General features: G+C 44.3%; 9 protein-coding genes and 8 tRNA genes. All 17 read right to left on the reverse strand.

The features are described from left to right. Positions 1 to 30 precede the first annotated feature (30 nt). The 17 genes from luxS to csrA all read right to left on the reverse strand — a co-directional run bounded on the left by luxS (position 31) and on the right by csrA (position 11,866). The gene (gene luxS / locus AAGA51_RS12755; RefSeq protein WP_042480533.1) at positions 31 to 549 is read right to left on the reverse strand and encodes an S-ribosylhomocysteine lyase; all 519 of its coding nucleotides are present in this window, start codon (positions 547 to 549) and stop codon (positions 31 to 33) included. 113 nt (positions 550 to 662) lie between these two features. Beyond that, entirely contained in the window at positions 663 to 2,228 is a 1,566-nt protein-coding gene (gene gshA, locus AAGA51_RS12760) for a glutamate--cysteine ligase (protein ID WP_042480535.1), read from the reverse strand. Between the two features lie 125 nt (positions 2,229 to 2,353). After that, entirely contained in the window at positions 2,354 to 5,209 is a 2,856-nt protein-coding gene (locus AAGA51_RS12765; protein WP_042480538.1) for a M16 family metallopeptidase, read from the reverse strand. A gap of 19 nt (positions 5,210 to 5,228) precedes the next feature. Continuing rightward, entirely contained in the window at positions 5,229 to 5,684 is a 456-nt protein-coding gene (locus tag AAGA51_RS12770; protein ID WP_042480540.1) for a YqaA family protein, read from the reverse strand. After that, positions 5,681 to 6,628: an NADP-dependent oxidoreductase gene (locus AAGA51_RS12775; RefSeq protein WP_042480544.1), complete on the reverse strand. Its 948-nt coding sequence runs from the start codon at positions 6,626 to 6,628 to the stop codon at positions 5,681 to 5,683. Before AAGA51_RS12775 ends, AAGA51_RS12770 begins: the two co-directional genes overlap by 4 nt. 160 nt (positions 6,629 to 6,788) lie before the next feature. Then, complete coding sequence (locus tag AAGA51_RS12780) at positions 6,789 to 7,919, reverse strand: sodium ion-translocating decarboxylase subunit beta (protein ID WP_042480546.1); 1,131 nt, start codon at positions 7,917 to 7,919, stop codon at positions 6,789 to 6,791. A 9-nt stretch (positions 7,920 to 7,928) separates the two neighbouring features. Next, complete coding sequence (oadA, locus tag AAGA51_RS12785; RefSeq protein ID WP_042480549.1) at positions 7,929 to 9,713, reverse strand: sodium-extruding oxaloacetate decarboxylase subunit alpha; 1,785 nt, start codon at positions 9,711 to 9,713, stop codon at positions 7,929 to 7,931. A gap of 19 nt (positions 9,714 to 9,732) precedes the next feature. Then, on the reverse strand, positions 9,733 to 10,017 hold the full coding sequence (locus tag AAGA51_RS12790; RefSeq protein WP_042480552.1) for an oxaloacetate decarboxylase subunit gamma: 285 nt from the start codon (positions 10,015 to 10,017) through the stop codon (positions 9,733 to 9,735). Positions 10,018 to 10,401: 384 nt separating this feature from the next. Further along, positions 10,402 to 10,478, reverse strand: a tRNA-Arg gene (locus AAGA51_RS12795). A gap of 41 nt (positions 10,479 to 10,519) precedes the next feature. After that, a tRNA-Arg gene (locus AAGA51_RS12800) sits at positions 10,520 to 10,596 on the reverse strand. Positions 10,597 to 10,693: 97 nt separating this feature from the next. Next, positions 10,694 to 10,770, reverse strand: a tRNA-Arg gene (locus AAGA51_RS12805). 41 nt (positions 10,771 to 10,811) lie between these two features. Next, a tRNA-Arg gene (locus AAGA51_RS12810) sits at positions 10,812 to 10,888 on the reverse strand. A 103-nt stretch (positions 10,889 to 10,991) separates the two neighbouring features. Further along, a tRNA-Arg gene (locus tag AAGA51_RS12815) sits at positions 10,992 to 11,068 on the reverse strand. 66 nt (positions 11,069 to 11,134) lie between these two features. Next, positions 11,135 to 11,227, reverse strand: a tRNA-Ser gene (locus AAGA51_RS12820). Between the two features lie 47 nt (positions 11,228 to 11,274). Next, positions 11,275 to 11,351 (reverse strand) — tRNA-Arg (locus AAGA51_RS12825). A 42-nt stretch (positions 11,352 to 11,393) separates the two neighbouring features. Then, positions 11,394 to 11,486 (reverse strand) — tRNA-Ser (locus AAGA51_RS12830). A gap of 182 nt (positions 11,487 to 11,668) precedes the next feature. Beyond that, positions 11,669 to 11,866: a carbon storage regulator CsrA gene (gene csrA, locus AAGA51_RS12835; protein ID WP_042480555.1), complete on the reverse strand. Its 198-nt coding sequence runs from the start codon at positions 11,864 to 11,866 to the stop codon at positions 11,669 to 11,671. Position 11,867 lies beyond the last annotated feature (1 nt).

The following is an 11,867-nucleotide window of genomic DNA, read 5'->3' on the forward strand; positions in this document are numbered from 1 at the left end:
GCCTTTTTAATATCTGCAATCTGACGGTGTTTAGTCGATTTTCAGCTCTTTCAGCATATCTTCTGGCAAAGCTAACTCATCGTTACGGTTAACACTGATACCCGCAGCGATAACAGTCTTAGCAATTTCCTTCGCTTCTTCTAGCGAGTGCATTGCTGCTGTACCGCATTGGTATTCATTAAGTTCAGGGATCTTATTTTGAGATTCCACTTTCAGCACATCTTGCATTGCTGCAAGCCAAGCATCAGCCACTTCTTGCTCAGTTGGTGTACCAATCAGGCTCATGTAGAAACCTGTACGGCAACCCATTGGTGAAATATCAATAATCTCTACATTTGAACCGTTTAGGTGTGCACGCATAAAACCTGCATATAGATGTTCAAGGGTATGAATACCTTTTTCAGACAAAATCGCTTTGTTTGGCATAGTAAAGCGCAAGTCAAAAACAGTAATGGTATCGCCTTTAGGGGTTTGCATTTTCTTAGCTACGCGCACCGCAGGTGCATTCATTCGAGTATGGTCAACCGTAAAGCTGTCTAATAATGGCATTGTTCTTTCTCTCCAATGGTGCTGGAATCTAACGTTATCCCGGCACAGATAAATCGTGTCTAACTATTGTTGTTTGCTAATGATAGCTATTTAAGCATCAATGGTGAAGTCGCTTATTTCAGATAAGCAAAATACTGTTCAAGATACTCATCAAAACTTAGCGTATCTTGTTGTTCGATACTGAGTTGTTCTTGAGCAGAACGAATGACCTCTTCTTCCATCAACTCTTTTGAATAAACTTGATATTGATGCTCAAGGTTTTGTTGACGATATTGCGTACCTAACGCACACCCAGCTTTACCTAAACCACCGGCCGTTTTTACGATTTCTAGCAGTTGTGCCGATAACGTTTTGTCAGGATTATCGATCCACGTTTCTAGCTCATTGCACACTTGCTGATACGCATTACCTCCAAGCTCGGCATCCATCACTTCGGCAATTTGGCGTAAATCAGCAAACACTCGCTTCGCCCAGTCTTGTAACGATAGTTTTTCACCATGGCAGCCAATTTGTAGCTCAAGACCCACTTGACGGCCTTGAACAATGACTTTGTTCCAGTTGTCTCTCCAACATTCCAGTTCACAACTGTCCATAGGATCTGAGTCTGAAAGCGCAGCCCATGTTAAGAACAAGTCTAAGAATCGAACTTGCTGTTCTGTTACACCCACAGGGCTAAACGGGTTCACATCCAGAGAGCGAACCTCAATATATTCAACACCACCTCGAGCTAACGCTTCTGATGGTTTCTCACCACTCTTCGCTACTCGTTTAGGGCGGATTGGTGCATACAGTTCATTTTCAATTTGCAAAACGTTGCTGTTGAGCTGACGATACTCACCATCCACTTTGACACCAATTTCGGCAAACTCAGTGGAAGGCGTGCGGATTGCTCTGTTCAATCCTTCAAGATACTGATTTAAACCGTTGAAGCCGATTTTCAGCCCACTCTGAGCACTGTTGGTATAACCTAAATCACTCAAGCGCAGAGACGTTGAGTGTGGAAGATACAAAGTGCCACCAACTTTCTCAAATGGCAGCTTTGTTTCGCGGCCACGAATAAAGGATGAACAGAGTGCTGGCGATGCACCAAAGAAATACGGGATCAACCATCCAAATCGATAGTAATTACGGATCAACGCAAAGTAGGCTTCCGATTTTGTATCCTGACGCGTGCTTTCATCTTGCTCACCATACAGAGCGTCCCAGAACGAATCAGGGAAGGAGAAATTGAAATGTACGCCGGAGATAATCTGCATCAAGCTGCCATAACGCTTTTTAAGACCTGCGCGATACAAAGTTTTCATTCGTCCAGTATTCGACGAGCCATATTGAGCAAGATTAATGTCATCTTCACTGCCCACATAGCAAGGCATAGATAACGGCCACAATTTCTCATCACTGATCTTAGACTGAGCAAAATGATGTATGTCTTTCAATTGTGACATTAACGTTGCAACATCATTAGAAACTGGCGTTATAAATTCCAGCAAAGACTCTGAAAAATCTGTTGTGACCCAACGGTTCGTCAAAGCACTGCCAAGTGATTGAGGATGTGGCGTCAAAGCCAGCTCACCATCTGATGTATAGCGTAATGTTTCACGTTCAACACCACGGCCAAACTGCTGAAATACTTTAGATTTATTTGCAACTCGTTCAAGTCGCTCGGCAAAATTAGTCAAATTGAAATTCGCTTATATGTATTGTGAGTCGGCCTAATCCTCTAGCGGTTCAACCTTGTTAAGTGGAAGAATCTACGAAGACAGACAGGAGGCACGCGAACGTCGCCTCCTCTTTTATGTGTACTCTAGCGGATGATTTCAAGCTCTTCTACGGGAATTGTTAATTTTTCTAGTTGAGGCTTGAGTGTTTTTGCATCACCGACCACGATAATCTGGTAATCATTCGGATTAAACCATTTCGCAGCTAAACGATCTAGTGTCACTTTATCAACGCGTTTTACTATCTCATTACGAACTTGTAGATAATCTCTATCCAAGCTGTAGGTCAATATACTACTCAATAAGGAGGTTTTTTGCCCCGGAGTTTCATACTTCAAGGCATCTTGCTGCCCCACAGCCAGACGTAAGAAATCCATTTCTTGCTCAGTTAAACCATGCTCGCTGAACTTCGCCATTTCATTCTGTAACTCAATAATCGAGTCTAACGTAGCATCTGCTCTGACTTGAGCATTAAACACTACAGCCCCCACTTCTCGGTTGCTGGAAAAGTAACTGCTCGCACCGTAGGTAAAACCTTTATCTTCACGCAGATTCTGATTGATACGACTATTGAAATTGCCGGCAAGATTAAAGTTTGCCAGTTGGCTCAGGTAAAGTTCACCCGTTGCGTCAAACGGTAAACCGCGTCTAACTAGGCGAACGACTGATTGAGGCGCATCCGGTTTATCCACCAGATAAACTTTTTTGCTGGCTAAGTTAGGAACAATTTGCGGATCAATCAGAGGCGAAGCTTCCCCCTTCCAATTGGCGAAGAAGTTAAGCTGTTTGCGAATATCCTGTTTTGAAATATCCCCAACGACAACGATTTGAGCACCATTCGGTGTGTAATGTTTACGATAGAAATGCTTCACATCATCCAAGGTCAAACTGGCGATTGAATCATTGGTACCATCACTGGAACGAGCAAAAATCGAGGAACCAAACAACACTTGGCGAGTTGCTTGCGATGCTAGCCATTCCGGTTGCTGATGCTGATAGACCATTCCTTGAATCATCTGCTGCTTGATTCGGTCAAAATCATCTTGTTTAAAGCCCGGTTGGAATAACACCTCTTCAATGACCGACAAAGTTTCAGCTAGATTCTTCTCCAAGCTAGAAACCACAACACTTGTTGAATAGGTATTCGCATTCACGCTGATGGTTGAGCCTAGTTTATCCAACTGCGCTTGAATCTCTTCTACATTCCTTGATGCTGAGCCCTGTTCCATCATGGCTGCGGTTAGATTTGCTAAGCCTTCCTTACCTCTCGGCACATGCCTTTCACCAGCCGGAAGTTTAAATTGAATGACCACAGTCGGAGTTTCAGATGTTTTGGTTCCAAGCAGTTCAGCACCGTTGTTGAAGTAAATGTCATACAACGTCGGTAAGCGAGCCTGAACTCCCTCTGCGACTTTCGGCATAACTGAACGGTCGAAATTATCTTTGACTTCACGGAACGTCAGCTGCTGTTCAGAAATTTTTTGATGCTCTGGCAAATCACGCTCAGGTGTAACAAATGTCGCCTTCTTCACGGCAAAACTTGTCTTGCCTTGTGGGACAATACTAAGCGTGACTTTATTTTTGCCATTAATGTACTTGTTATATGCCGCTGTGAGGGTTTTTGGCGATACATGGCGCAGTTGTTCCAGTTGATCTTCAATACGATCCGGTTGACCATAAAAGGTTTCATTTGCCGCTAACTGAGCCACTTTTCCTGACACACTCTGCAAAGCAAATACCGAGTTCGCTTCAGCCATTCCTGTGATTTGTTCTAAACGCTCAGCCTCAACGCCCTTCGATTTGAACTCATCAAGTGTCTGCATAAGCTCTTTATATAAAGGCGCTAACTGACCTTTATTACCAGCAGGGGCCATAGCAAACACGTAGAAATTACACGCCAGCTCTGAACAGTCATGGAAAGAACCAGCACTGACCGCCTTCTGAGTTTTAACTAAGTTTTGGTACAAATAGCTGTTAGTTCCACTCCCAAGAACACTGGCTAAAACATCCAGAGACATTTGATCACCAGCACCACGATATGACGTCGGCCAGCCAATCACCACCATAGGCTGTTGAATACGGTCTTCCATGGTTATAAAGCGGTTTTCAGGCAAAATCGCTGGCTGCTTTTTGGCATTTTTCACTTCTGGACCTTTAGGAATAGATCCAAAATATTTGTTTACCCATTGAAGCGTTTCATCGACGTCAATGTCACCACCGATAGTCAAAACAGCATTGTTTGGACCGTACCAGCGCAGGAAAAACGCTTTTAAATCATTAACATCGACTTTATCCAAATCTTCGACATACCCGATTGTCTGCCAAGAGTATGAGTGCCCTTGCGGATAAATGGCTTCACCCATTTTCTCCCACATAAGACCATATGGACGGTTGTCATAATTCTGCGCACGCTCATTCTTCACTGTATCGCGCTGGATTTCGAACTTACGTTGAGAGACCGCATCAAGTAAGAAACCCATACGATCCGCTTCTAACCACAGCACTTTTTCCAGTTGATTAGCCGGTACCGTTTCATAATAATTCGTCCGGTCTCGGTTAGTTGTGCCATTCAAGGAACCGCCCGCTTCAGTGAGCAGCCGAAAGTGTTCTTGGTCACCCACATTCTTGGATCCTTGGAACATCATGTGTTCAAAAAAGTGTGCAAAACCTGATTTGCCAACTTCTTCACGAGCCGAGCCCACATGATAAGTAACGTCTACATGCACTAACGGATCAGAATGATCCGGAGAAAGAATAACGGTTAATCCATTATCTAACTGGTATTTAGAATAAGGGATCATCACTTTGCCGGACGCTGCTTCAACTTGTTCAACTAAGTGAATGCCTTGAGGAAGTGAGGAGAGATCAGCCTCTGGTTTGGTTTGAGTACTACAGCCATAAATGGCGATTAACGAGAAGGCTCCAGCCCAGATTTTCCTCATAACATCTCCTTAGAAAATCTTAGAAAAAGAAAAGAACGGCTAGAATGGAATATCGAAGCGCTTTGCCAATCAAAATCATGACAAATGAAGGTAAAAATTTCATTCTTAACCAGCCGGCCGCTAAACAAAGCGGATCGCCAATAATAGGTAACCAACTAAACAGTAAAGACCAGTAACCGTACTTAGTTAGCCAAGCTAAAGCTTTATGACCATGCTTTTGCTGCTGAGTTCTATTCGGCAGCCATAAACCTAACCAATAGTTGACTAAGCCACCAAGGGTATTCCCCAAAGTTGCGATTGTAATGACAGAAAACACGGAATATTGATTAAGCGCTAAAGTAGCGAGTAAAGCGGCTTCTGAACCACCGGGAAGTAGAGTTGCACTAAAAAAGCCGCCAAAAAAGAGAACCCATAATGCTGAATCAGAGAATAACTGCGCAAATTGGGTAAAAAGAGAGTTAAAAAACTCAATCATTTCATATCTAACAAAACCTTGCCTCGTGTATGACCCGTTTCTATTTGTTTGTGGGCTTGTTGAACTTCATCCATAGGATAAATGTGTTGAATTTCAGTTTTTAGCAATCCAACACTAACCATGTATAGCATAGTGTCTAATTGTTCAGGATTAGGATCTACCAACATACCTGTGGCTTGAAAACCCAACATTTTCGCTTTCTCACAAATCAGTTCAGCACTTAATGTCGGAACAGTGACAACACGAGCATTGTCATTTAGACACTTCAACGCATCCAAAGCAGCATCTCCGCCAACAAGGTCGATCAATACATCCACTTTTTCAATACGCTGTGATACAGGCGCAAACTGATAGTTAATCGCATGGGCACCAAGAGTAGCCAGATAATCCAGATTACTTTCACTGCAAGTGGTATAAACCTCTGCTTTTGCAGCAATGGCTATCTGCACAGCCAAATGCCCGACACCACCAGCACCCGCTAAAATCAGTACCACATCACCTTCTTTCACTTCCGCTTTATTCAAAGCCTGAGCAGCAGTTTGCCCCGCAAGAGGAAGTACGGCAGCGGCTTCTAAAGTGACCGCTTCAGGCACCAGGCTCAGTTCCTTTTCTGGAACACAAACATATTGGCTATAACCTCCACCTTGAGTAGGAAAACCAATAAAACCAGCAACGTTATCGCCATCTTGCAAACGAGAAACACCCTCGCCGACTTTTATAATCTGCCCTGCAACATCATAGCCCGGTACCCAAGGTAAATTGTCTTTATTCTGAGCTGCAGCCCAACCTAAACCAGCCCGTGTTTTTACATCAATCGGATTGATTCCAGAATATGCGACACGGACTAATACCTCGCCAGCTTTCGGCTCTGGTATTGGTGACGATAATATTGATAAAACTTCAGGCCCACCAAACTGGGTAATAGCAATTTGCTTGTTTTCCATTTCAACTGTCCCTATAGCGCAAATAAAAAAGGGATGCTGCAGCATCCCTTTGAATATATACCAATATTTACAAACACTACAGTTTCATACCGCGAAAGCGTTAAGCAAAGATAATGTCCTCTATTGGTACGTTCAACCAATTGGTTTCATCAGCCAGCTATTAACCTACTAATGCGAGTAACACACCAGCGGCAACCGCAGAGCCAAGCACACCCGCTACGTTGGGTCCCATCGCATGCATCAACAAGAAGTTTTGAGGGTTAGCTTGTAAGCCAACCTTGTTAACCACTCGTGCTGCCATAGGAACCGCAGATACACCAGCCGCACCGATAAGCGGGTTGATATCCTCTTTAGAGAATTTATTAAGTACCTTAGCCATAATGACACCACCAGCAGTACCGATACTGAATGCCACTGCGCCTAAAGCCAAAATACCCAACGTTTCTAAATTTAGGAATTTATCCGCTTGCAACTTAGAACCAACACCAAGCCCTAGGAAAATAGTGACGATGTTGATCAACTCATTTTGCGCAGTCTTAGACAAACGCTCAACGACACCGGCTTCACGCATCAAGTTTCCTAAACAGAACATACCAACAAGTGGAGTCGCTGACGGTAGGAACAAAATGGTCATCAGAAGGACAATCAGAGGGAAAATGATTTTTTCTGTTTTCCCAACATGACGAAGCTGAGCCATTTTAATCTGGCGCTCTTCGGGAGTCGTCAGAGCTTTCATAATTGGCGGCTGAATAATAGGTACTAATGCCATGTAGCTGTATGCTGCTACAGCAATCGCACCCAGCAGATCCGGTGACAACTTACTTGCTAAGAAAATCGCTGTCGGGCCATCAGCACCACCGATAATTGCAATCGATGATGCATCTGCCATGGAAAATTCCATTCCCGGAACATAGTTAAGGAAAATTGCACCAAATAAGGTTGCAAAAATACCTAACTGAGCAGCCGCACCTAACCACAATGTTTTTGGGTTTGCGATTAAAGCGCCAAAGTCAGTCATTGCCCCTACACCCATAAAGATCAACAACGGGAATACACCCGATTCGATCCCTACGTGGTAAACGTAGTAAAGCAAACCTCCCGGTTCAGTGAAACCAGCATTTGGAATATTTGCCAGAACCGCACCAAAGCCAATTGGCAGAAGTAACAAGGGTTCAAAACCTTTACGAATAGCAAGGAACAGTAGCAAACAACCAACCATGATCATAATGATCTGACCCAGTTCAAAGTTAGCTATACCTGTTTCACGCCATAAGGTTATTAATCCGTCCATGGTACTCCCTTACGCCAAGCTCAGCAGTGGTGAACCAACAGCAACAGCATCACCCTCTTTAACATGAAGATCCTGAACTAATCCTGAGCGAGCTGCTCTGACTTCCGTTTCCATCTTCATTGCTTCGAGAATAATGAGTACATCGCCTTCAGCAACTTCTTCACCAGCCGCTACGTTTACTTTGAAAATAGTACCGGCTAGTGGCGCTGGAACGTCTTCAGCGTTATCAACAGTGGCAACTGGAGCGGCAGCCGCAGGTTTAGCCTGCGCAGGTGTAACCGAAGTAAGCTGGCCTTGAGGACCGACTTCCACATCGTACACGTGGCCATCAACTTTAACACTGTAAGTTTCGATGCCACCAACCGCTGACGCAGCAGGTTTAGTTACAACTGGAGCAGCCACTTCTTTACCCGGTGCAGGCTCGAAAGCTTCTGGGTTGTGGCGGTTCTTCAGGAACTTCAAACCAACCTGAGGGAACAGCGCATATGTCAGGACATCATCAACGGTGTCTTCTGCCAAAGAAATACCTTCTGCTTTTGCTTTCTCTAGCAGTTCAGTCGTTAGGTGTTCCATTTCGTCTTGCAATAGATCTGCAGGACGACAGGTGATCACTTCTGCACCATCGAGAACACGAGCTTGCAACTCAGTGTTTACTTCAGCAGGAGTCGCACCGTATTCGCCTTTCAATAAACCCGCAGTTTCTTTAGTGATGCTCTTATAGCGCTCGCCAGTCAGAACGTTGATCACAGCTTGAGTACCGACGATTTGTGACGTCGGCGTTACCAAAGGAATATAGCCAAGATCTTTACGAACACGAGGGATCTCTTCGAGAACTTCATCGATACGATCAGCCGCGCCTTGTTCTTTAAGCTGACCTTCCATATTGGTCAACATACCACCAGGGACTTGAGCAATCAAAATGCGAGAATCAACGCCTTTTAACTGACCTTCCCACTTCGCGTATTTCTTACGCACTTCACGGAAGTAAGACGCAATAGGTTCGATCTGCTCAAGCTTCAAATTAGTATCGCGTTCAGTACCTTGCAGCATAGCGACAACAGTTTCTGTTGGCGTATGACCGTAAGTCTGGCTCATGGAAGAAATTGCGGTATCAAGAATGTCGATACCAGCTTCCACCGCCTTCACCGCTGTTGCTGTCGATAAACCTGTGGTTGCATGGCAATGTAGAGCAAGTGGAACATCACACGATGCTTTAATACGTGTAATCAGCTCTTCAGCTTCATATGGTTTAAGCAGGCCAGACATATCTTTGATACACAAAGAATGACAACCTAAATCTTCCAATCGCTTAGCAAGATCAACCCAAGTATCGGCATTGTGAACCGGACTGGTGGTATACGAGAGCGTACCTTGGGCATGAGCACCGACATCAATTGTCGCTTTTACTGCTTTCTCAAAGTTACGCACATCGTTCATCGCATCAAAGATACGGAACACATCCATACCATTGGTATGCGCACGCTCAACAAATTTCTCTACCACATCATCAGCATAGTGACGATAACCCAGTAAGTTTTGACCGCGCAAAAGCATTTGCATTGGTGTGTTAGGCATTGCTCTTTTCAGCTCTCGTAAACGCTCCCATGGGTCTTCACCCAAGAATCGAATACAGGCATCAAATGTTGCTCCGCCCCAAGTTTCAAGAGACCAATAGCCAATTTTGTCCAACTCTGCTGCAATCGGCAGCATATCTTCGATACGCATGCGCGTAGCAAATAAAGATTGATGGGCATCGCGAAGGACCACATCGGTTATGGCAAGTGGTTTAGACATGCTTATTAACTCCTTTTAATTATTTACTACCTTTCGCAGCAGCTAGAGTACGGTGCTGATGTACAGCAGCAGAAATAGCCGCAACAACCTGTGGGCTAACCGTTTGTTGGTTCAACGCCCCAGATTTCACTGGTACTTTTTTATTTTTAATAGGTGTACTGATCGGTTGAGGTACTTCTTGAGGTACCAATTTAGACATTAACCGAACGAGATAGACCAATATGGTTAGGAATAGAAAAACGAAGCCCATCCCTGTCATCATCAGGGTGGCCGCGTCTACTAGCAGGCTTCCAATGTTTGTCATGTTGCTTCCTTTCTTTTGTCATCCTGACAACAATCGTCAAAAAAAACGAGATTCCTCGTTATGACAAGTGAGCGAAAATTATCTCAATTGATTAAAAATTGTCAATTTAGTTGAGAGTACTCTTCTAGAAGCGCCACATATTGAGTGTCAGATTTATGGCATAGCTAACAAAACGGCGCAAACCGATTGTAAGCAAACCAACGCGTGAGCCACGTATTTGTATCCATTACGATGAGAATAGTGAAACTTTGAAATGAAATAAGAAATATGGGAGGTAAAGTCATGTTGGTTCGATACAGAACAGTGACTTACTACTTGCAGATAAACAAGAATTGTATTTTTAACAAAAGAAAAAAGCCTCGCATTATGCGAGGCTTTAAATAGTGGCGCGTCCTGGAGGATTCGAACCTCCGACCGCCTGGTTCGTAGCCAGGTACTCTATCCAGCTGAGCTAAGGACGCGCAGAGTTAATGAGTTTAAATAAAAACATCAACTTAAATAATGGCGCGCTCAGGAGGATTCGAACCTCCGACCGCCTGGTTCGTAGCCAGGTACTCTATCCAGCTGAGCTATGAGCGCGCAGTTTTTAATATTCTAGTCTTAAAGATTGAGACTGATATAAGGGCATTACCCTGATGCTTAGGACTCTTTTTACAGACATCTTAAACATAAATAGTGGCGCGTCCTGGAGGATTCGAACCTCCGACCGCCTGGTTCGTAGCCAGGTACTCTATCCAGCTGAGCTAAGGACGCGCAGAGTTAATGAGTTTAAATAAAAACATCAACTTAAATAATGGCGCGCTCAGGAGGATTCGAACCTCCGACCGCCTGGTTCGTAGCCAGGTACTCTATCCAGCTGAGCTATGAGCGCGCAGTTTTTAATATTCTAGTCTTAAAGATTGAGACTGATATAAGGGCATTACCCTACATCCAAGATTCTTGTTGTTACCAACAACATCTTAGACGATAAATAGTGGCGCGTCCTGGAGGATTCGAACCTCCGACCGCCTGGTTCGTAGCCAGGTACTCTATCCAGCTGAGCTAAGGACGCGCAGGGTGTGAAGCATATCACACTAAGTTTATTTCAGAACAAAAAAATTGACCGTTGGTCAATAAATGGCGGTGAGGGAGGGATTCGAACCCTCGATGCGGCTACAAACCGCATACTCCCTTAGCAGGGGAGCGCCTTCGGCCTCTCGGCCACCTCACCGCATTATTCACATTCAATAACTTGCTATAAAAACAAGAGAAAGAATATGGCGCGTCCTGGAGGATTCGAACCTCCGACCGCCTGGTTCGTAGCCAGGTACTCTATCCAGCTGAGCTAAGGACGCACTTTGTTCTTTGCTTGGCTGCTAACCCAAACAAGGCAAGAATGGCGGTGAGGGAGGGATTCGAACCCTCGATGCGGCTACAAACCGCATACTCCCTTAGCAGGGGAGCGCCTTCGGCCTCTCGGCCACCTCACCGTCTTGCGGAGGCACATATTACGATTTACCAAAAATATGTCAAACATTTTCTTGGCAAAAATAGCAAAAACCAAGTCAATCGTTGCCTATTTAATCAAAGCGCTATGAAATTACACTTTTATTAAAAATCGCATCTCTTAAAAACAAAAAAGGCTGGCTAATTTGCCAGCTCTTTTTGAAAATTAGTAGTTGCCAGATGAAACGTTACCATTGCCCTTTTCAGCTTGAATGCGCATGTAAATTTCTTCACGGTGAACAGATACTTCTTTCGGCGCATTTACACCAATACGTACTTGGTTACCTTTTACGCCTAAAACAGTAACAGTGACTTCATCACCGATCATTAGAGTTTCGCCAACACGACGAGTCAAAATTAGCATT

Source organism: Vibrio diazotrophicus (assembly GCF_038452265.1).
GTDB classification, from domain to species: domain Bacteria; phylum Pseudomonadota; class Gammaproteobacteria; order Enterobacterales; family Vibrionaceae; genus Vibrio; species Vibrio diazotrophicus.

Bases quoted from the DNA above. Each gene is read 5' to 3' on its own strand.
- csrA (WP_042480555.1), bottom strand. From the start codon at position 11,866: ATGCTAATTTTGACTCGTCGTGTTGGCGAAACTCTAATGATCGGTGAT.
- AAGA51_RS12765 (WP_042480538.1), bottom strand. From the start codon at position 5,209: ATGAGGAAAATCTGGGCTGGAGCCTTCTCGTTAATCGCCATTTATGGC.
- AAGA51_RS12780 (WP_042480546.1), bottom strand. From the start codon at position 7,919: ATGGACGGATTAATAACCTTATGGCGTGAAACAGGTATAGCTAACTTT.
- luxS (WP_042480533.1), bottom strand. From the start codon at position 549: ATGCCATTATTAGACAGCTTTACGGTTGACCATACTCGAATGAATGCA.
- AAGA51_RS12770 (WP_042480540.1), bottom strand. From the start codon at position 5,684: ATGATTGAGTTTTTTAACTCTCTTTTTACCCAATTTGCGCAGTTATTC.
- AAGA51_RS12790 (WP_042480552.1), bottom strand. From the start codon at position 10,017: ATGACAAACATTGGAAGCCTGCTAGTAGACGCGGCCACCCTGATGATG.
- oadA (WP_042480549.1), bottom strand. From the start codon at position 9,713: ATGTCTAAACCACTTGCCATAACCGATGTGGTCCTTCGCGATGCCCAT.
- AAGA51_RS12775 (WP_042480544.1), bottom strand. From the start codon at position 6,628: ATGGAAAACAAGCAAATTGCTATTACCCAGTTTGGTGGGCCTGAAGTT.